Origin of the sequence: Aquisalimonas lutea, from assembly GCF_030409225.1 — a bacterium.
GTDB classification, from domain to species: Bacteria; Pseudomonadota; Gammaproteobacteria; order Nitrococcales; family Aquisalimonadaceae; genus Aquisalimonas; species Aquisalimonas lutea.
Genome location: NZ_JAUFPK010000006.1, coordinates 120,359 through 140,432, shown reverse-complemented (window position 1 = coordinate 140,432; position 20,074 = coordinate 120,359). Strand labels below are relative to the sequence as shown.

The 20,074-nt window shown below is 64.2% G+C and carries 24 protein-coding genes; 5 read left to right on the top strand and 19 right to left on the bottom strand.

Going from position 1 to position 20,074, the window contains the following annotated elements:
• Positions 1-26 precede the first annotated feature (26 nt).
• The 3 genes from QWY84_RS17460 to QWY84_RS17450 are packed head-to-tail and all read right to left on the bottom strand — an operon-like array spanning position 27 to position 2,231.
• Complete coding sequence (locus tag QWY84_RS17460; protein WP_290204190.1) at positions 27-509, bottom strand: anthrone oxygenase family protein; 483 nt, start codon at positions 507-509, stop codon at positions 27-29.
• Positions 510-549: 40 nt separating this feature from the next.
• Positions 550-1,668, bottom strand: coding sequence for an arylamine N-acetyltransferase family protein (locus QWY84_RS17455; protein WP_290204189.1), 1,119 nt, complete (start codon positions 1,666-1,668; stop codon positions 550-552).
• The gene (locus tag QWY84_RS17450; protein ID WP_290204188.1) at positions 1,665-2,231 is read right to left on the bottom strand and encodes an NADPH-dependent FMN reductase; all 567 of its coding nucleotides are present in this window, start codon (positions 2,229-2,231) and stop codon (positions 1,665-1,667) included. Before QWY84_RS17450 ends, QWY84_RS17455 begins: the two co-directional genes overlap by 4 nt.
• 211 nt (positions 2,232-2,442) lie before the next feature.
• Here QWY84_RS17450 and QWY84_RS17445 point away from each other — a divergent pair, with 211 nt between their 5' ends.
• From QWY84_RS17445 to QWY84_RS17425, 5 genes are all read left to right on the top strand, one after another.
• Positions 2,443-3,156: a DUF899 domain-containing protein gene (locus tag QWY84_RS17445; RefSeq protein ID WP_290204187.1), complete on the top strand. Its 714-nt coding sequence runs from the start codon at positions 2,443-2,445 to the stop codon at positions 3,154-3,156.
• Between the two features lie 234 nt (positions 3,157-3,390).
• The gene (locus tag QWY84_RS17440; protein ID WP_290204186.1) at positions 3,391-4,374 is read left to right on the top strand and encodes an alpha/beta fold hydrolase; all 984 of its coding nucleotides are present in this window, start codon (positions 3,391-3,393) and stop codon (positions 4,372-4,374) included.
• A gap of 215 nt (positions 4,375-4,589) precedes the next feature.
• Positions 4,590-5,966, top strand: coding sequence for an FAD-binding oxidoreductase (locus tag QWY84_RS17435; protein WP_290204185.1), 1,377 nt, complete (start codon positions 4,590-4,592; stop codon positions 5,964-5,966).
• Between the two features lie 6 nt (positions 5,967-5,972).
• A complete protein-coding gene (locus QWY84_RS17430; protein WP_290204184.1) occupies positions 5,973-6,395 on the top strand; it encodes an MAPEG family protein in 423 nt (140 codons plus the stop codon).
• A 101-nt stretch (positions 6,396-6,496) separates the two neighbouring features.
• Positions 6,497-7,900 carry an NAD(P)/FAD-dependent oxidoreductase gene (locus QWY84_RS17425; RefSeq protein ID WP_290204183.1) on the top strand — a complete coding sequence of 468 codons (1,404 nt, stop codon included), beginning with the start codon at positions 6,497-6,499 and terminating at the stop codon, positions 7,898-7,900.
• Positions 7,901-8,038: 138 nt separating this feature from the next.
• Here the strand turns inward: QWY84_RS17425 and QWY84_RS17420 are convergent, their stop codons facing one another.
• From QWY84_RS17420 to QWY84_RS17345, 16 genes are all read right to left on the bottom strand, one after another.
• Positions 8,039-8,401, bottom strand: coding sequence for a cupin domain-containing protein (locus QWY84_RS17420; protein ID WP_290204182.1), 363 nt, complete (start codon positions 8,399-8,401; stop codon positions 8,039-8,041).
• Positions 8,402-8,591: 190 nt separating this feature from the next.
• Positions 8,592-9,869: a glycosyltransferase gene (locus QWY84_RS17415; protein ID WP_290204181.1), complete on the bottom strand. Its 1,278-nt coding sequence runs from the start codon at positions 9,867-9,869 to the stop codon at positions 8,592-8,594.
• Between the two features lie 14 nt (positions 9,870-9,883).
• Complete coding sequence (locus QWY84_RS17410) at positions 9,884-10,537, bottom strand: phosphoribosylanthranilate isomerase (protein ID WP_290204180.1); 654 nt, start codon at positions 10,535-10,537, stop codon at positions 9,884-9,886.
• Between the two features lie 50 nt (positions 10,538-10,587).
• Positions 10,588-10,953 carry a cupin domain-containing protein gene (locus tag QWY84_RS17405; RefSeq protein WP_290204179.1) on the bottom strand — a complete coding sequence of 122 codons (366 nt, stop codon included), beginning with the start codon at positions 10,951-10,953 and terminating at the stop codon, positions 10,588-10,590.
• A 151-nt stretch (positions 10,954-11,104) separates the two neighbouring features.
• Positions 11,105-11,383: a YrhK family protein gene (locus QWY84_RS17400; RefSeq protein ID WP_290204178.1), complete on the bottom strand. Its 279-nt coding sequence runs from the start codon at positions 11,381-11,383 to the stop codon at positions 11,105-11,107.
• 48 nt (positions 11,384-11,431) lie between these two features.
• Positions 11,432-11,857, bottom strand: a complete 426-nt coding sequence (locus tag QWY84_RS17395; RefSeq protein WP_290204177.1) for a DUF1801 domain-containing protein — start codon at positions 11,855-11,857, stop codon at positions 11,432-11,434.
• A 150-nt stretch (positions 11,858-12,007) separates the two neighbouring features.
• Positions 12,008-12,649 (bottom strand): class I SAM-dependent methyltransferase, encoded by a 642-nt coding sequence (locus QWY84_RS17390; RefSeq protein WP_290204176.1) that lies wholly within the window; start codon positions 12,647-12,649, stop codon positions 12,008-12,010.
• 142 nt (positions 12,650-12,791) lie between these two features.
• On the bottom strand, positions 12,792-13,460 hold the full coding sequence (locus tag QWY84_RS17385; RefSeq protein ID WP_290204175.1) for a dihydrofolate reductase family protein: 669 nt from the start codon (positions 13,458-13,460) through the stop codon (positions 12,792-12,794).
• Between the two features lie 189 nt (positions 13,461-13,649).
• A complete protein-coding gene (locus QWY84_RS17380) occupies positions 13,650-14,579 on the bottom strand; it encodes an SDR family oxidoreductase (RefSeq protein WP_290204174.1) in 930 nt (309 codons plus the stop codon).
• A 252-nt stretch (positions 14,580-14,831) separates the two neighbouring features.
• Positions 14,832-15,248: a hypothetical protein gene (locus tag QWY84_RS17375; RefSeq protein ID WP_290204173.1), complete on the bottom strand. Its 417-nt coding sequence runs from the start codon at positions 15,246-15,248 to the stop codon at positions 14,832-14,834.
• A gap of 623 nt (positions 15,249-15,871) precedes the next feature.
• Positions 15,872-16,216: a VOC family protein gene (locus tag QWY84_RS17370; RefSeq protein ID WP_290204172.1), complete on the bottom strand. Its 345-nt coding sequence runs from the start codon at positions 16,214-16,216 to the stop codon at positions 15,872-15,874.
• A 96-nt stretch (positions 16,217-16,312) separates the two neighbouring features.
• Positions 16,313-17,161, bottom strand: a complete 849-nt coding sequence (locus QWY84_RS17365) for a class I SAM-dependent methyltransferase (protein WP_290204171.1) — start codon at positions 17,159-17,161, stop codon at positions 16,313-16,315.
• Positions 17,162-17,269: 108 nt separating this feature from the next.
• Complete coding sequence (gene panB / locus QWY84_RS17360; protein WP_290204170.1) at positions 17,270-18,055, bottom strand: 3-methyl-2-oxobutanoate hydroxymethyltransferase; 786 nt, start codon at positions 18,053-18,055, stop codon at positions 17,270-17,272.
• A 57-nt stretch (positions 18,056-18,112) separates the two neighbouring features.
• Positions 18,113-18,748 (bottom strand): glutathione S-transferase family protein, encoded by a 636-nt coding sequence (locus QWY84_RS17355; protein WP_290204169.1) that lies wholly within the window; start codon positions 18,746-18,748, stop codon positions 18,113-18,115.
• A 38-nt stretch (positions 18,749-18,786) separates the two neighbouring features.
• A complete protein-coding gene (locus tag QWY84_RS17350; RefSeq protein WP_290204168.1) occupies positions 18,787-19,341 on the bottom strand; it encodes a class IV adenylate cyclase in 555 nt (184 codons plus the stop codon).
• A 285-nt stretch (positions 19,342-19,626) separates the two neighbouring features.
• Positions 19,627-20,001: a bleomycin resistance protein gene (locus QWY84_RS17345; RefSeq protein WP_290204167.1), complete on the bottom strand. Its 375-nt coding sequence runs from the start codon at positions 19,999-20,001 to the stop codon at positions 19,627-19,629.
• Positions 20,002-20,074: the final 73 nt, after the last annotated feature.

Here is a 20,074-nt window from a genome sequence, read left to right as displayed (position 1 = left end):
CGGCCGGACCGTCCCCGGACCCGCGCTCAAGCGGCGACGGCCCCGGCGGCGCATGCGGCGGACAGCAACGAGGCCGCCGTGCGGACGTGGTTCCAGCGGGTCCACTCGCGCACGTACTCCGGCCAGTACGCCGCCGCCTCCGCCGAATCGATCTCCAGGCGGCGGAGGCGCTCGTTCCGCGGCACGTTGAACACCAGCGTCACGGCGAAGGAGCCGAGCAGATACACGACGCCGGCGACCAGCACAAGCGCGGCGGACGCACCGCCCGCAGTGACGATGGCGAGGGCCGCGCCGACGGCCGCGACCCCCGCCGTGCCCATGAAAACGCCCAGGAAGGCCGGGTTGAGCACGACCACGTTGATGCGCTGCATGGCGTCGACCCCGCCGGCGACCGGCAGCTGTGCTAGAGCCTGCATCACGAAGGTCGAGAAGGCGAAGAACACCCCGCCGACCGTTCCCGCCCCGATGCACAGCACCACGGCCAGCGTGGTCAAGAGCACATCCGTCATGCCCGTCTCCCTCTATCCGCGACCAACCCCTGGAGGCGTCTCATGCCTGCGCCGCTTCCTGTTCCAGCAGGGGCCGCCACTCCGGCTGCACGTCCAGGCCGAACGTCCCGCGCAGCGTCCGCTCCAGGCCGTCGGCGTCCAGCAGATGGCGCTCCGCCGGCGCGTCGTTCGGGCGCACCGTCAGGCGGTTGCCAAGAAGAGTGTAACGCACGCGCTCGCTCGTGCGCGCGACCATCAGCCGCTGCCGGAAGTTCGAGGACGGGTGCGTGGAGGTGTACCAGTTCGGCACCTCGTAGTCGGACACCAGCCACGGCCCCGCCTCCAGCTCGTACATGGACTGCCACCGGCCGTCGATGCGGATCTGTACGAGCCATTGATTGCCGAACGGAATGACCCGGAAGCTCTCGTGGTCGGTCTGCTGCGGAGCGGAGGTATCCATGCGCAGCGGTGCCGTGAGCACGCAGCCGCCGAAGCCGACATCCACCAGCCAGGGGACGCCGTCGAGCGTGACCCGCAGCGCCATGTGCGTCGGCGGCGTCGGGGGATTGCCGGGCGCGGCCCGCCAGCGGACACGGCCCACCAACCCCTCCACCGTGAAGCCCAGCTCCGTCAGCACCCGCCACAGCAGCGTGTTGTGCTCGAAGCAGTAGCCCCCGCGACCGGCATGGATCAGCTTGGCGTCCACCGCCTGCGGTGCGAGATCGACGCCCTTGTCCAGGAGCACATCGATGGCCTCGAACACGATGGCATCCGGATGCCGCCGGTGCAGCGCGCGCAGGGTGTCGAGCGTAGGCACCCGCGACCCCGTGTGGCCGATGCGCGCCAGGTAGGCATCCACGTCGACTTCCGGTGGCGGTATGGTGTCGTCCAGCGCCGTCACGATCTCGCGCACGGCGCGCGGGGCGAACGTGCGCAGGAGCCGCACGCCCGGATTCCGCTGGCGGAACGCGCGTTGCAGACGCTCCGCGGTGGCCGCGGCAACGCCTCCGCCGAACGCGATGAGATCGAATTCGCCGGCGTCGAAGTGCTCGTCCGCACGCTCCGGATCCGTCGTGCCCTGCGCACGGAGACCGACTCCGGAAAGCTCGTCGAGCACGGTCTCCAGCACCTCGGGCGAGCGCCCGATCACCAGTACACGTGCACCGCCCACACTGCTCATGCCGCCTCCTCGTAGTCCCGCGCCGCGCGAGCATCGCGCAGTGCCAGTGTCCACCAGGCCAGGCGCGCCAGCATGGTCCGGGCCGAGTCCTCGGCGCGCTCGCGATGGACCGGCTCGCCGTCGTCATCGAACTGGCTCCACACGCCGGGGAAGATGACGCCGTCGCGGATGCCCACCGCGTGCAGCTCGGTGAAGACCTGGCGCAGGTGCTCCACGGCACGGGTTCCGCCGGCGCCGCCGCCGTAGGAGACGAAGGCCACCGGCTTGGCCTGCCACTCGCGCTTGAAGCTGTCGATGAGCGCCTTCAGCGGGGCCGGATAGGAGTGGTTGTACTCCGGCGTAACCACGATGAAGCCATCCGCCGCGTCCACCTGCTGCTGCACGCTGTCGACGGCGTGCTGCGTCGTCCCGGCGTGCGAGGCGCGGCCGGCGGGGTCGATGACGTCCACCTCGAAATCCGGCCGCGCCAGCGCCTGCCGTACCACCCAGCCCGCGACGGTGTCGCAGAGCCGGCCCTCGCGCGTGCTGCCGTAGATCACGGCGATTCTCGTCCTGTCTTGCATGGGGTTCTCCCTGTTCGTCGTGCATGCGGTAGCGATTTATAAGACCTCAAGTAAAGTTGAGGTCAAGCCTTGTTTGCCCTGTCGATTGCGATGCCCGCCGTCCGACCTCTTCATGAACGGCCCCCGCACCGGGCAGCAGAACGTCCGTGCCGGCCTCGCGGGCCGTCAACGGGCTCCACCCGAAACCGGTTCATTCAGGGAGACCGGCATCATGACCGCAAACGACCACACCCCACCGGCGATCGGCACACGGGAGGAATGGCGCGCCGCACGACTGGCGCTGCTGGAGGAGGAAAAGGCGCACATGCGCCGCTACGACAAGCTCGTGCGCCAGCGGCAACGGCTGCCGTGGGTGCCGGTGGACAAGACCTACCGCTTCGAGACCACGCGCGGCACGCGCTCTCTGGAAGAGCTGTTCGACGGCCGCTCGCAGCTTCTCCTCTATCACTTCATGTTCGGTCCCGACTGGACCCGCGGCTGCATCGGCTGCTCGTTCCTGGCCGACCACATCGACGGCGCCATGCCCCACGTCAATGCACGGGATATCACGCTGGTATGCACGTCGCGGGGGCCGCTGGAGCGGCTGCAGGCCTACAGGCAGCGGATGGGCTGGCAGTTCGAGTGGGTCTCGTCGCTGCACAGCGATTACAACGCCGATTTCGATGACCCGCTGGGCCTGGCGCCGGACGCCGTTGGCGAGACATCGACGCTGAACGTGTTCGTGCGGCACGACGGCACCGTCTACCACACCTACACCGGCGTGAGCCGGGGCCTGGAGGTCCTCGACGGCGCCTACCACTGGATCGATCACGCCCCGCGCGGCCGCGACGAGGACGGGCTCGACTATCCGCAGCAATGGTGGCGGCGCCACGACGAGTACGGCCAGCCCGAGGCGCCGACGGTCATGTCATCCGTCACCGACTAGGCCCGCCGACGGGATGCCCGCACGGCGGGCCGTGCCCTTCCGCTCGGAGCGCCGGTTGCGGGGGCGGCAGGAGCCGCCTGCCCGCGTCGCGCATGTGCGTTGCAATTCCGGCACGCGCTGCTTTATTTACCATGTATGAGGCAGAAGATCAGTTTCTGCACAAGCAACGATGGCGTCCGCCTCGCCTACGCGACGGCGGGGCGGGGGCCCCCGTTACTGCGCGCCGGCGGCTGGATGACCCATCTCGAGCACGACTGGGACAGCCCCATCTGGCGTCACTGGCTGCGCGAGCTCGCCCGGGACCATACGCTTGCGCGCTTTGACATGCGCGGCTCGGGGCTGTCGGACCACGAGGTCGCCGAGCAGGGAATCGAGGCCTGGATCCAGGACCTGGAAGCCGTGGCCAACGCGCTGGGCTGGCGGCGGTTCCCGCTGCTGGGGATGTGCCAGGGCGGCGCCGTGGCGGCGGCCTATGCGGCCCGGCACCCGGAGCGGGTCAGCCGGCTGATCCTGTACAACGCCTATGCCCACGGCGGATATACCAGCGGCATTCCCAAGCAGAAGACGGACGAGGCCCGGGCCCTGGAAGCGATGATCGAGGTCGGCTGGGGCCGGCGCCAGGGGACCTTCCGCGAGGTGTTCGCGCGCCTGATGGCGCCCCGCGAGGCCGGCGAGCAGGTGGCATGGTGGGCGGAGCTGCAGCGCATCACGGCGGAGCCGGACACGGCGGTCCGCCTCTGGCGGGCCTTCCATACGCTGGACATCCGCGGCCAGCTGGAGAAGGTCCGGGCGCCGACACTGGTCGTGCACGTCAAGAGCGACCGGATGGTGCCGTTCGAAATGGGGCGCGCCCTCGCCTCCGGGATCTCCGGCGCGCATTTCGTGCCGCTGGAGGGCAGGAACCACATCCTGCAGCCCGACGACCCCGGCTGGCCCGTGTTTGTCTCGGAGTTCCGCCGTTTTCTCACCAGCCAGGGGGACGACACCCCGGCGCCGCCCCCGGGATTCGAGACGCTCACCGGCCGTGAACGCGTCGTGCTGGAAGCGATTGCCCAGGGGCTGTCGAACCCCGCCATCGCGCAACGCCTGTCCATCGCGCCCAAGACGGCCCGCAACCACGTCAGCAACATCTGCGGCAAGCTGGACATCCCCACCCGCGCCCAGTTGATCGTCACCGCCCGGGAAGCGGGTTTCGGCGAGCACGGTCCGTCCGCGTGATCGCTTGCCGGCCCACCCCCGCGCCGCTCTGCTCCGGCCCGGCCGCGTCGTCGTGAATCCGGGCCCGGGACACTTGTCCCGTCCCCGCTCACTTCGCCCATGAAATCAGGACATCCGCCTCATGACGGCGCGTACCGCCTCCTCGTAGCGTTTCCCTGAGGCCGCTCGCAGTCGGCCGTGCAACCCTTCAGTCGGTAGCCGAGGAGGCGACCATCATGAACACCGAGATCGCCAAGCAACTGAAAGACCTTTTCCGCGGCGAGATCCTGGAACCCGGCGACACCGGTTACGACGGTGTACGCGCGCTCTACAACGCCATGATCGACAAACGTCCCCGACTCATCGCCCGTTGCTGCGATACCGCGGACGTGGCCACGGCCGTGCGCTTCGGTCGCGACCAGGGGCTCGTCGTCGCGCTGCGCGGGGGCGGTCACAACGGGCCTGGCCTGGGCAGCTGCGATGACGGCCTGCTCATCGACCTCTCCGGGATGAAGGGGATCTACGTCGACCCGGACAGTGCCACCGTGCGGGCCCAGCCGGGGTGCACCCAGGGTGACCTGGACCACGCCACCCACGCCTACGGGCTCGCAGTGCCCTCGGGCATCGTCAGCACCACCGGGATCGCGGGCCTGACCCTGGGCGGGGGCCACGGCTACCTGAGCCGGATGCACGGGCTGACCGTCGACAACCTGCTGGAGGCCGAGGTCGTCCTTGCTGACGGGCGCATCGTGACCGCCAACGTCAACCGCAATGAGGACCTGTTCTGGGCCATCCGCGGCGGGGGCGGGAACTTCGGGGTCGTAACCAGCTTTCTCTACCAGGCACACCCGGTGAAGGACGTCTACGCCGGCCCCATGTTCTGGGACCTGGCCCATGCCCGCCAGATCATGGCCTGGTACCGCGACTTCCTGCCGGCCGCGCCCCGGGAGCTGGGCATGTTTCTCGGCCTCAAGCGCGTACCGGCGATGGATCCTTTTCCCGAGTCGCTCTGGAACCGACCCATCGTTGCCCTGATGAGCTGCTACAACGGCACGGAAGCCGAGGGCGTCGAGGCGATGCGGCCGGTTCGCGAGACACTGCCCGAGCCGTTGCTGGACGGCATGATGCAGATGCCCTTTCCGGCATGGCAATCCGCCTTCGACGCGATTCTGCCCCGGGGGCTGCAGTGGTACTGGAAAGGCGACTTCGTCAAGGAGCTGCCCGACGAGGCCATCGAGGCCCACATCGAGCACGCCTCGAGGACGCCGGACGGGTTGTCGCTGATGCACCTGTACCCGATCAACGGCGCAGTGCACGACACCGGCAGCGACGCCATGGCCTGGAGCTGTCGCGACGCGCACTGGTCCATGGTCATCGCCGGCATCGATCCCGACCCCGGGAACGCGGCAACCGTCACCCGGTGGGCCCGGGACTACTGGGATGCCGTCCACCCCTACACTGCCGGTGCGGCCTATATTAACTTCATGATGGAGGAAGGCAGCGAGCGGGTGCAGGCGACGTACGGGCCCAACTACCCGCGTCTGTCGCGGATCAAGGCCAAGTATGATCCGGAGAACTTCTTCCGGGTCAACCAGAACATTCCGCCGGGGTAACGGGCCATGTCGATTCCGCTCTTCGTTCTGCTGGCATTCGCGGGCTGGACCTTGCTGTCGATGGTTCTGACCGTGGGCGTGTACCGTTGGCACCGCATTCTGAGCGGCCGCAACCGCATCGGGGAGTTCAGCGAGTACCGCATCGAGGGACGCGACTGGTACAAGCGCGCCCTGCGGGCGCATGCCAACTGCGTCGAGAACCTCCCCGTCTACGGCGCGGTCGTCGTGGCGATAGCGGTCACGGGCGTCAGCGACCCCTTGCTCGACGGACTCGCCCTGGTCTTCCTGATCGCGCGCATCGCCCAGACCAGCGTCCATGTCGGCCTGCAGCATTCGGACCTCGCCGCCACGGTGCGATTCTCGCTGTTCTTCGTCCAGCTCGTCTGCATGACCTGGATGGGGCTCTACGTGGTGTTCGAGGTCGTCTGACAGGATCGTCCGCCGGGCGTGCCGGGCGGGCGCGGCAACCACACCGGACGGGCCGGGCCACCGCCCCGGCCCGTCCGGTGCCGCCACGGGAGGAAACTGCCATGAACGCCCGAACGCTGCACGCGGACTACCTCGTCATAGGCGGCGGTGCCGCCGCCATGGCATTTACCGACGCGCTGCTCAGCGAAACCGACGACCGCGTCGTCATGGTCGATCGGCGCCATGCGCCCGGGGGACACTGGAACGACGCCTACCCCTTCGTTCACCTGCACCAGCCGTCGCGCTACTACGGCGTCAATTCCATGCCCCTCGGCAACGAGGTCCTGCAGACCAGCGGTCCCGAGGCGGGCATGTACGAGCGCGCCAGTGCCGCCCAGATCTGCGGCTATTACCAGCGGGTGCTGTCCGAGCGCTTTCTCCCCTCTGACCGCGTGCGCTACTTCCCCCAGTGCGAGTACGTCGGCGACGGCACCTTCGTCTCCCGGCTCACCGGCCGCCGCTACGACGTGGAGGTTCGCAAGAAGCGTGTTGACGCCACCCACCTCTCGCCATCCATTCCTGTCGAATCCGGGCCCCGCTTCGAGGTGGACTCCGGCGTGTCCTGCATCCCCCTGAACGACCTGGCCCGTGTCACTGACAGCCCGGACGACGGCTACGTGATCATCGGCGGCGGCAAGACGGCCATCGACGCCTGCCTGTGGCTGCTGGACAACGGCGTCGATCCCGCCGCCATCTGCTGGATCAAGCCCCGGGAGGCGTGGCTGTTCAATCGCACCTACTTCCAGCCGGGCGAGCTGGTCGGCCGTTTTCTCCTCGGGCTCGGGCTGCAGATGGAGGCCGCGGCCAACGCCCGGACCACGGACGATCTCTTCCGCCGCCTGGAGGACGCCGCGCAGCTGCGCCGGGTGGACCGCGGCGTGTGGCCCACCATGCACAAGGCCGCCACCATCAGCGACCGGGAGCTGGAGCAGCTGCGGCGCATCGACAACGTCGTGCGCCTCGGTCACGTCCGCCGCCTCGAACGCAGGCGCATCGTGCTCGACCACGGCAGCATCCCCACCGGCCCCGGCCGGCTCCATGTGTACTGCACCGCGGACGGCCTGCGGCGCCGGCCGCCGATGCCGGTCTTCGACGAGGACCGGATCACGCTGCAGACGATCCGTCCGGGACTGATCCCGTTCAATGCCGCGCTCATCGGCTTCGTCGAGGCCCGCGGCGGCGAGAGCCGGGACAAGAACCGCCTTTGCCCGCCCAATCCGCTACCCGATACGGCGGCGGACTGGATGCGGATGACACTGGTCGGCATGAATGCCGAGCACGCCTGGACGGCGGAGCCCGACATCGCGGAATGGCTCGATCGCTCGCGGCTCAACACCAGCGCCGGCCTGCGCCGGCGTCTGGACGATCCCGAGGTAGCCCGGGCGCGGGAACTGTTCACGGCCAACGTCCGCCGCGGGCTGGAACGGCTCGCGGCTCTCGCCCGAGTCGCGTCGGGGGGCGCGTAGCGCGCCGGCCAGGTGCCTCCCGTGCGGCTGCCAGGCATCGTCAGCCTCCAAAACCGAGATGGCTCCCCCGGACACTGGCTCCGGCCGGGAGCAGCCGGGGCAGTTCAACGCGCTGACATCCGGCGCTCGACCCGGGCATCATTCGTCGCGATGGACGGCCTCCGGGGAGAACGCCGGCAGGCAGACGGCGATGTACTCCGCGCCGTCATCGTAGGGCGTGCTGTAGCGCACCCATTCGCCGGGCTCCGCCACGACGGCCTGCCCGGCAGCAACGTCGCATTCCCCACCCTCGTAGGCGACATGGATCGTGCCCTTCAGGACAACGGTAATCTCCGTGAACTCCGGACGCTGGCCGGGCTCGACCCAGCCGGACGGCGACACCATTCGCGCCACGCTGACCGCGGAATGCCCGGAATTCACACGTCCCACGTACTCCTCGATCTGTTTCGGCTTGTTGCCCGCAGCCTCAACGGTGGTCGGTGCTTCCATGATGCGAGGCATGTCGACACTTTCCCCTTTTGCTTGCCCTGGAGCGAGGCGGCCCGACAAGAGCAGCGCATGGAGTGCTGAAGTGCGAGAACAAACGCCTCCCGACTGCTCACGCCAACCCGCCACCCAGGTGGCATCATACAACGGCAAGCGGTGACGGAACGGGCTGCCCCTGCAGCAGAAAAGAACCTCCGCCGGGGACTCAGCCGCCTTGCACAATCCTCTCGACCGCGGCCACCGCATTCCCGACCCCGTCCTCCTGACCGAGAATTCCGCCCAGCTCGTCGGCCCTGCGTTTCATCGCAGGGTCTGACGTCGCTTCCCTGATGGCCGCCGCCATGGCGGCGACGGTGAGCTTCTTCCAGGGAATCGGGCGGCAGCCCGCACCCAGCGCGTGAACACGATGCCCCCAGTAGAACTGGTCGCCGAAGAACGGCACGGTAACAGCGGGCGTTCCCGCCCGCAGGGCGGCGGCGGTGGTGCCGGCACCGCCGTGATGGACCACCGCCGCCATGCGCGGGAAAAGCCGGTCGTGCGGGACCTGATCGATCAGCAGAACAGTACCCGGGATCGCCTCGCGAGGCGCACCGCCCCGGCCCGTGGCGACGATCCCCCGCACTCCGGCTTCCCGGAGCGCATCGATGATGAACCGCTCTAAGTCCTCCGTGAACCCGCCGGTCATCGAGCCGAAGCCGATATAGGCCGGCGGCGGACCCGCCTCCAGAAACGCCTCGATCGCCGTCGAAACACCCTCGTGCTCGTCCTGCGCGAGGAACCAGTACCCGGTGGTCGTGGCGATTGTCGGCCAGTCCGACGGTACGGGCACCACGTGCCGGCTGAAACCGTGAAGAACGGGGATGGGCGCACCACCGGCCGTGCGAAAGATGTCGAGCCGCCGCTGCGGGGGCAGGTTGTTCGCCGCGCGCCATGCGCGGACGTGCCGCCCGGCGGACAGTGCCATCAAGACCCGGACCGCACGGTACGTGGCGCGGTTGTACCATCCGCCCAGCCTCAGGCGGGGAAACCCGATGTGCGGATGCTCCGCGGTCGGCAGCAGCATCGGCACGACCAGGGCCGCGATGGCCGGCACCCCGAGCTTCTCGGCGAAGTGGGGCCCGCCGTAGGCCTTGGGGTGGAACAGGATCACGTCCGGGTCGGACTTCCGCGCACTCGCCCAGCCCTCCTCCAGCAGCGCCGCCTGCACGGGGGCGAGCTGCTTCCTCGTGGCGAGGGTTCGCCGCACGACGGCGAGCATGCTGTCGGTGTTCTCGAGGATCTCGCGGCCCTGCTCCGTGTCGAGGAGCGCCAGGAGGCCGTCGTTCATGTACCCGTAGGCAAGACCGTGCTCCTCGACGAAGCCGCGGAAGCGCTCACTGGTGGCGAGCGTCACGTGGTGGCCGGCGGCCTGCAGTCCCTGGCCCAGGGCGACGTAGGGCTGGACATCCCCGCGCGTGCCGTACGTGGTGATGAATACGTTCATGGACGCGCCGGCGGTCAGGCAGCCGCCGCAACCGCCGCCATGAAGGTGGCCAGCTTGTGGTCGTCCAGAGACCCGTCCGTACGCACCCCCGTGCACAGATCGACGCCGAACGGCCGGACGGCGCGAATCGCCTCGCCGACGTTGTCGGCATGCAGGCCGCCGGCGAGAAACACGGGGACGTCCACGCCCTGGACGATGCTCCTACTGAGCGACCAGTCGTGGGTTCGCCCGGTGCCGCCGAGCTCCTTCACCGGCAGGGACTGGTTCCCCGAATCCAGCAGGATCGCGTCCACCGCACGGCTGACCTCCAGGGCTTCATCCACCGAGGCGGCGTCCCTGACGTGCACGACCTGCACCAGCGACACCCCGGGCAGCGAGGCCCGCAGCGTCGCGTGCGCGCCGGGCGCCAGGCGGTCGCAGATCTGGATGGTGTTCACGCCGCAGCGCTGCTGCTGCGCGACGATCTCCCCGGGATCCGTCCGGCTGGTAAGGAAAAAGGTGCCCACGGGCGGCGGCACCGAGGCGGCGATCTCCGCGATGGCATCCTCGGTGATCACCCCCGGCCCGCTCGGCATCTCGGAGACCAGCCCCAGCGCGGATGCACCCGCCCTGACCGCGACGCGCGCCTCCGCCACCGAGCTGATACAGCAGATCTTCGCTCGTACCATCCATCACTCCCTGCATCGACGAAACAATCCGCGTACCGGGCGATCCGGCGCTATACCCAGACGTCGTTGTCCGCCTCGAGCTCCCCGCCTGCCTCACCCGTGTTGACCACACCCCGCGGCTCGACCAGGAGCACGTGGCACTCCTCCTCGGCGAACGGCTTGTGCTCCGTGCCCCTGGGGACCACGTACATGTCGCCCTCCGACAGGTGGACCACCCCGTCGCGAAGCGCAATGCCCATTGCCCCCTTGACCACCAGGAAAACCTCGTCGGTGTCCTTGTGGTCATGCCACACGAACTCGCCCTGGAACTTGGCGAGCTTGAACTGGTAGTCGTTCATCTCGGCGACCACGCGCGGCGCCCAGTGGTCGGAAAACTTGCCGAGCTTCTCGGCCAGGTTGACAACATCCCGCTGCATTGATGGATCCCCCGGTATACGGATCGGCTCCGCTGCCCACGTGCGGCCGGCAACCGCCGGATCGACGTCCCCAGGAGCAGATGCCGCCTTTCCCGCTTCTCGATGAGTGCGCAACAGTCAGCGATCAATGACTGAAATCACCCCCCATGAACTAGAACTGCCAGTTGCCTTCCGGCACCCGTTGCACGTGAATGCGGGCCACGAGACGGATCGTTGGCCGGATCAGGAACTGGAAGCTGCCAATGACGAACAGCCAGGCGCCGGCCGTCTCCAGTGACGGATACAGAAAGAAGACGCTCCCCAGGAGGAACCAGATCGCTATGAAAAAGTCATTAAGAATACTGATCACTTCATAACGGCGCCGAATAACCAGCCGCTCGTGGCCGATGGTAAGGGTGATCGGGCTATCGATACGATGCTCGCTACTCATGGTAAAGCTCTTGGTCCGTGCTGGTATCACCGGTGAAGCGTGGCCGCATCAGAACAGGTTATCGCCAGGCAACTGCGATGCTTGCTTGATCCAGTCTGCGAAACGTTCCTCGTCGAACCGCTCTCCTTCATGAATGTGGCAGTAACGCACACGCTCGTGCTTTGACTCGACAGGAGGAAGGGGACGCAGTTCCGCGCCGTTGAGAAAGGTCACCTTCACGTATTTCGTGAAGCAGTGGCAGCTCAGGAACCAGCCCTGCCCGTCAACGCCGTAAAAGGGCGAGTTCCAGCGTACGGCTTTCCGCACCCCGGGGACGGTGCGCACGATGAGCGCGTCGAGACGGCGCCCGACATCCCGCTTCCAGCCCGGCATGGCCGCGATGTAGGCCTGCACGGGAGCGTCGCCGTCGCCTTTCGGAATCTGGGGGTTGCCCCCCGAGAGCAGAGGCGGTCCCTTCCCTTCCGGCTCCTTCATCGTGGTTCCGCTTCCCTGTATCCAAAGAATCCCTGGGCCGCGATGTGCTGCACACCATCCAGTTTAACCCGCCGAACCCGGAGTGCCACAGGAGAAACCCGTCGGAATGGGAGCACTTGCCGGCTCAATCCCCCCTCTCCTTGTTCGCCGTCACAAGGCTCGGGCAGCGATGAAGGGACGGAGATCTCGCTTCTTTGAGCCGTGGCGCTCGTTCTCCAGAATCTCAAAACCGGCCGCGCTGATCGCTTCCGCGAGCGAAGCGGCGGAGAAGGTGGTCACGCCGGGTGCCTTGCCCACGAGGCGCATCAGCGGAATGGCCAGCCGGACGAGCGGGTTCATGTCGCCGACGCAGGGCGTCTTGGAGATAAAGAGCCCGCCCGGCACGAGCAAGCTGCGGATATGGCCGAGCACGGCGGCCAGGTCGCCGGCCAGGTGAAGATAGTTGAAGCCCAGCACGGCATCGTACCGGGCACCTTCATCGGCCAATATGCCGGCGGTCGCCTGGCGGAAGCTGAGCTGGCCGTTGAAGCCCGTCCGGCGGGCGTCTTCAAGCTTCTCTTGCGCAATGGCGATCATGCCCCCGGAGATGTCCGTGGCGAGATAGCTCCCTGCGGCGTCCGCGAGGCGCAGGGCCGCCGTACCCGTGCCGCAGCCCAGCTCCACGGCTCGCGCCCCCGGGATGAGTGCGCGTGTACGTGCCAGCGTCCTCTCGAAGCCGGCCTCATCGCCGATCGGGGAAGCGGCATATTTCCGGGCAGCCCTATCCCAGAACCGCGCATCCTTGTCGCCCATGTGCGTTCCTCGCGCCATCTTCGCGCCTGTGTCATCCATAGAGCGTGCGGGCCCTCGCATCGGGACAGTCCTGTCCGGCTCGTTTCCAGCGACGCCGGTCAGGCGCGCATCCCCTGAAGGCCGGGAGCCTGCCGGCGGACCGCTAGCCCTCTCGCTGCATCTTCTCTCGCCGCGCAACCTCCGCCGGCGTCGGAGGGTCCATGGCGAAGTCGCCGACCTCCACCGCGCCATCACGCACATAATGCGCGATTACGATACCGTTGGGCGACACGCGGCTGGCGGCCAGCTCAAACGCCGCTGCCCTGGCGTCATTGTCGACCAGCCTCTTGCCTCCCCCGAGCACCACCGGGAATGTGAACAGCCTGATCTCGTCGACGAGGTCGCCCGCAAGCAGCGTCCGGATCAGGTCGGTACTGCCTTGCGTAAGGAGTGCGGGGCCGTCTTCCTGCTTCAGTCTGGCGACATCGGACGCGGCATCGCGAAGGGCCACCGAGTTCTTCCAGGTCAGCTCCAGACCCCTGCGGGTCGCCACGTACTTCTTGACCGAGTTGAAGGCTCTGGCGATGGAATCATCGGGCCCGTTCTCGGCATACGGCCAGTGCGCGGCAAAGATCTCGTAGGTCTTCCGTCCCAGCAGCAGGTCGAACGGCTGATCGAACATCTTTCCGATCGCTTCACCGAACACGTCGTCGACCAGCGGCGCCACCCAGCCGCCGTAGCGGAATCCGCCGGTGGTGTCCTCCTGAGGGCCACCCGGAGCCTGCATGACCCCGTCCAGTGAAACCATGGCGCCGACAATGACTTTTCGCACGAGATCATCCTCCTGGTTCGCCTTCTAACGCCCAGTAGTCGGATGAGACACCGCGCAATCGACGGCCGGGTGCGTTCTCGTTGAAGTGGCGCCGTACGTCCACGCTCAGCGGCGGCCTGGCCGACCGCCGCGGCGCGGCGCCAGGCGCTGATCTCTGTTGCGCTGCGAAGCTGAACCCGCGCGAGCCCTCTATCTCCCGCCGGAGATATCAAGCAGGGCTCCGGTCGAGTAGGAGGCCTCTTCCGAGAGCAGCCAGAGAATGCTCCGAGCGACTTCCTCGGCTTCTCCGCCCCGCTGCATGGGCACGGACGCCTTCACCCGTTCCACCCGACCCGGTTCACCGCCCGCCGCATGAATTTCCGTGTCGATCACCCCGGGACGCACGGCGTTGACGCGGATGCCCTCTGCGGCAACTTCTCTGGCGAGTCCAATGGTGAAGGTATCAATTGCCCCTTTCGCCGCGGCGTAGTCGACATACTCATTCGCGGATCCAAGGCGCGAGGCCGCGGAGGACAGGTTCACGATGGCTCCACCCTGCCCACCATGGCGCGTCGACATGCGCCGGATCGCCTCGCGCGCGCATAGAAAGCTGCCGGTCACGTTGGTGGCCAGCACACGGGTGAGACGTTCCGCGTCCATGTGCTCGACGCGCATCTGGCGTTCGAGGACGCCGGCGTTATTGACCAGTGCGGTAACGGGTCCGAGAGCGCGATCGATCTCCTCGAACAATGCCACGACATCGGGTTCGCAGCCGACATCGCCTGCGACGGCGATCGCCTGGCCACCGCCGCTGACGATCTCTTGAACAAGGGAGCGAGCGGCGGCCTCGCTTTGCCGGTAATTGACACACACCGCATAGCCCCGTGCCGCGCCAAGCCGGGCGGTAGCCGCCCCGATCCCCCGGCTCCCGCCGGTAACCACCATCACCTTCTTCAACAGATCCTCCCGGCCCATGGCCATGTGGATTTGGCGCGTAGCGCTCAGCACAAACCGGGGCCGCCAGGCCGTCGGCTCCACCAAGTCGTTGTTGGGCTCTTCGCTGACCGAATCGACGTACACCCCAGCGACCACGCCCGACGGCTCGATGCCAGGCTCTGACATCGGCCTGTCCGCGATCATGCGCCCGTCCACTCCGGCGTGTTCCGACCGGAGCACAACCTCAAGCTCAATGAACTGCCCCAGCCCTGCTACTTCATCCGGACGGATTCTTGCCTGCTCTACAAAAACAGCGTGCAGCCCCGTCACTAGAACTCAGGCAACCCCCATGCTCCTTCAGAGATGGACCAGGTCCATGTGGCGCCACCGTTTTACACCAAATGTACGGAAAACTTCGTGAAGAATCAGTCGGCTTGATTCAGTTTTTACGCGGAATCACTCGAAGTACTCGATGATCGGCTGATCTTTGGCGACCATATGATCGGTTATGTGAAAAACTTCGGAAATCCATGGGTGTGAGACCGCCTCTTCTCGGTCGAGGATTCGCCCCAGAAACTCTACACTGCCCCAAGGAGAGTCATCTCTATCAAGAACCGACACAGCCCACTGGTTGTTGTCGTTCCAGATCCTTATCGCAAACGCCGTACGCTCTGTTGCCGGAGCATCTTCACCCCATTTTCCCAACCCCACCACAGCATGAACGACCTTATCGTAATGATCAGGTGTAAAGGACGCCAGATAAACAGCGTAAGCGAAGCCATCCTTGAAAACATATCGAACCAACTTTGTCGCACAGTTTCCACAACAGTCACACGTTACGGATTGCGGCTTTTCAAACTCGATATCGATCATAGTATTCCATGTAACGGTTAAGCAGATGCGGGCCGCCCGTCGTTCCCGATTACAGGCAGCCACTTATACCGGCGTCACCGCCAGTGACCTGTTTTTGTCATAGTAGTTCCTCTTCACGTGACGGTACAGCCGCGCTGCGTCACAAGAACAACAAGGATAGAAAAAATCCAAGCGTCGGACTATACCCCCTTTGTTCGATTGTTGTGTCAATATGGTTCCTTTCAGCTCAACGCTAAGTAGAGAAATCCAACACGACAGAAACAAGAAACGCTATCCCGACACATGCACCTGATACGTTGGCAATCGATCGCTCCAAAATCGAAAACCACTCTTTCTTTAAATTGGCAAACAATAATAATCCAACCCAGGCGACAGCCCAGTAAAATCCGACCAGGAATATGCCTATAAGGTATTCGTGTCGAACCGGGCTGTCAGGATACGAGAAGAAGTCCCACAGATATGTGAGCTGTAGATACAACCCATACAGACAAAGAGCTATTCCTATGTACAAAAACCCTTTCAGTTTCATGATAGTATAACGCCTGTCATCTCCGGCAGAAAAACCGAAGCGACGCGGAGGTTTTGACATCCGGTTCATGGTGAGCTGGTTGGGCAGAATGAACTCAGAGCTGCCAAAGTCCATGCTGGTTTGAGCCGAGAAAATATATTGCGAATTTGCCCTTCCCGGGAATTTCGGTTGGAGACATAGCAACCTGCGCGCCCTGGGATTCAACTGCGGCCAGGGCCGCGTCTATGTCCTCTACAAGCCAATAGGGCCGGACCACTGGATCTTCATCTTCCCGTAAAGGGCTCCTCACTCCAATGATAGAACCATCAGGCAATTCACAGGTTCTCGCTCCTCCGAGGAGATTTTCCTGATCGCCAAAACGGACGCTGTGTGTCTCTTCGTAACCTCGACATACGGCATCTACGTCATGAGACACAATTTCAAGATAATGAACTTTCATGTCTTCTCCTTAATGCGATGTTCGCCTAACGAGAGGAATACCGGTTGCCAGAACGAAGCGAAGCGCAGTGCAAGCAATCCGTCTCCGTTCCCTTGGTTATGCGCCTGCACGCGCACAGATCATCCAGCAAGCGGCGGTGAACCGGACTTCAACGCCGTGTATGTACGGGTCAAAGGAGGGCCGGACCATTTCAACAACCTTGGCACGGGTCTCATCATCCGCCCCTTGTAGCGCCCGGCCTACTGGTCCTAGCCGACGCAGATATAGTTCCAATTCCGATGCCGGAAACGTGCAGGGTACATCAATCGGCGCAATGCTGATTCCGCGCCATTCGCTCTGCGTCAGAATGTCACGAACCCGATCCTGGTCCGCAAACCCGAACTGCCCGGGCTCATCCGGTACCCGTCGGGAAACGCCTGGCAGAAGCGGTTCAGCAGCCTTCTCAGCAGTCGTCATGAAGAGGTTCTCCTCAGGGCCGCGCCACGCAATGCAGCGGAGTTCGGCACTGGCGGAAGCGGCACTGCGCAAGTTCGAGAAGGCCTGGACTGGATCGTCGAAGAACATGACGCCGAAGCGCGAGATAATCATGTCGACGCTAGCGGGATCGAATACGTACGTCTGCGCATCGGAGCAAATGAACCTCGCAGCCACACAATCCCGCTCAGCACGGGTACGTGCAGCTTCAATCATCGCCTCCGAAATATCGATGCCGAGGGAGCTACTGCCCACACCCAAACGTAGTGCCACAGCGACTGTTGTGGCGCCCGTGCCGCAGCCTACATCCAGAACGCGCCTCGCTGACGCTTCCCAGACTGCATCGACCAACAGGTCTTCTTGTGGCTTGAAGGCATGGTCGAGCAAGGCTTGGGCCTCAACCCAGCCCTGTCCGCCCAACCCATTCCAAACGATGTTCTGATCCGTCGAACCATCTTGGAAAGTATTCACTTGATCTCCATTCATTAGAATCCGTGGCATCGAATATCTGCCGCCTAACGCCAGTGGTAATGAGCGCCGACGGGGCAAGCCGTACCTGGCGTCCTGTTTACCCCACTGTTAACTTCTGTCGGTGCCAGTGAACTGGATGATATTGTTCGGAAATTTTCTCGACTCTACTTCCTCGGAAAAATCCGTTGCAACCTCTAGAACGGTTTTACTGACATAAGCGTACTGCTTTGAAAATGGGGGCCAATAGTCACCGAGTCCGAGTGCGTCGTTGATCACCAGGACTTGCCCATCACAGTCTGGCCCAGCACCGATACCTATGGTTGGAACTGATAAAGCCTTGGTAATTTCGTCCGCAAGTGAATAGGGGATATGCTCAAGCACAACCATGAACGCGCCAGCATTCTGTATCGTTTGCGCTTCATTCATGATTTTACTTGCCTCCTCGCCGGTCCGACCAATCTGCTTGAAGTTCTTGGCTGTCTGAGGAAGCAAACCAGCATGGCCCACTACAGGAATATTGTAATCTACCAGATACCGTATTACCTGGTCGTTAGGTCCTTCCAGTTTCACGCTGTCCGCGCCGGCTCGGATTAGCCGTTGAGCATTTATTAAAGCGGTTTCGGGATCGACATCCGTGCCGTAGGGTAGATCACCAATGATGTGAGTATTTTGTGCTCCACGTCGCACAGCACCTACGTGGTATTCCATGTGCTCGATGGTGACATCACGCGTGCTGTCAAAGCCCATCTCGACCATTCCGACGGTATCACCGACAAGAATCACCGGCACCCCGGCTTCTTCGATACTTCTGGCAACCGGACACGTATATGCGGTCAGCATGGGAATGGGCTTAGAGCCCTTCATGGTGACAAAATCTTGAGAATCCATCTTCATACCCATTTCCTCCTGTAACTGCAATAAAAGTTAACGCTAAAGTAACTGGCATGTTGATCAAGCACGCATCCCGTCGGCCAACTCGAAATGCGCCATCTGATCCGCGTAAGCCTTCCTGAACGCCGGGCGGTCGGTTACACGCGCCACGTAGGCTTCCGTAGCCGTACGGTTGCCGAAAGCACGCACCTTCGGCACGCGCAACACATCAGCCATCAACAGGTCCGCAACCGTGAACCGATCCGCCGCGAGCCAATCCCGCTTGCTGAGAATATCTTCGAGCTGATCGAGGCGCCTGCCCATCCATCCTGCAAGCTCATTGTCGGCATTGCCAGAGATCGTCAGAAACCACCAAGGTACGCTGACAATCTCGATCGAATTGAGCGCGGCAAATACCCATTGCATCGTTTGCGCATTTCCAACGGCATCAGGCGGCATCAGCTTGTCTGTTTTCCGGGCAAGGTGCAGAAGACCTGCACCGCTTTCGAAGATCTCCACTTCTCCATCACTCAAGAACGGAATTTGCCCAAAAGGCTGGCGCGCGAGATGATTGGTCTCGCGGCCATCAAACGGGACCGTTTGCACAGCGTAAGGGAGCTCCGCTTCCTCGCACGCCCATCTCAACCTCAGATCCCGCACAAATCCGCGCGGACCTTCGGGCACCCAGTCATAGGTCCAGATAGTCAACTTGCCCATTCTCCAAATCCTCTCGATGAGCCGCCCAACGCCAAGCGTTAGCCGCAGCTGTTGGCCGTCGGCTCCACGCAATTGTCGGGCTCTTCGTTCGCCAGCAGATCCGCATACGCGCCAGCGACCAAATCCGACGACTCAATGCCCAGCTCTGACATCAACCTGTCCGCAATCACCTGACCCTCCGTCCCGCTATGCTCTGGCCGGAGCACGATCTCAAGCTCGATGAACCAGCCAAACCCGACCACCTCGTCCAGGTGAATTCGTGCTTGACCTGCAACAAACAGGGTACGCCTCTTCTTGACCACCGCACGAACGCCAAGCGCGGCCGCCAACGCCGCCTTGAGGGAATGAGGCTCGCTTGCAGGGCAACGGATATAGGTTGATTGCTTAGGCCCAGCTGAATCCGACCGGTCATACTCGATCAACTCGCCTGTGCCGTCGCCGAACTCGCGGAGCTTAAGCCGTCCATGCGGTACATGGAAAAACGTGTCCTCCTGATCGATCAGCATGGGTGGGCTATCCGCGAGGCGGGCGGCGACGCGCCTCTGCGATTCGATATCCCTGGAGCGCGCTTTGATCTCGATATTACGTGCCACTGATTACCTAACTCCCTCATCCGCCCAATGTGTGTCGCCGCCATTGCGGCGCGCACTCTTCCTCATTATGGGTCCACCACCGGGCGTTTCAGCTTCGACGTTTGGCCAATATAAACTGGGGCCTCAACGCTCCGGGCACGTTTCCTTGGCGTAAATGTAGCTCCCCGGTTTCTCAACAAACCCCGTCCCGATCCGATGGATCCAATAGCCATTTTCACGGCCTGATTGGCCCTTCCAATAGATTTGTTGAAGCCGTCGTTCGGCAAACTCGCCAAGAGCAACCCCTCACTGCAAGGGCTCAAGTTCCTGCCCGAACATGATGCGATGCCCGTCTGGAGTGGTGACCACGAACTCCCGCATTCCCCACGGCTTGCTCTCCGGGTCTGGAAGCTGCCCCACGCCGCGCGCCTTGAACTCCTGGTGGAGGTCATCGATGCCGCTGACCCCGACGTAGGCGAAGTATGAGTGGTCGTTGATCTGGCTGGCCGGCACCTCGTCCGGGCAGTGGCCCAACATCACCCGGAAGTCATCCCGGGAGAGGAAGCACCATCCGTCGACCTCGAAATCGACGGCAAATCCGAGCTTGTCCCGGTAGAAGGCCACCGAGGCCGCCAGATCCTTCACCGCCAGCACACTACGTACCTGCTTAAACTCGGCCATATTTCCTCCTTGCACGGTGTGGTGACGCCGAACGCTTTTGTTTAGCGACCCCCACGCAGCGCAGCGTAATAGG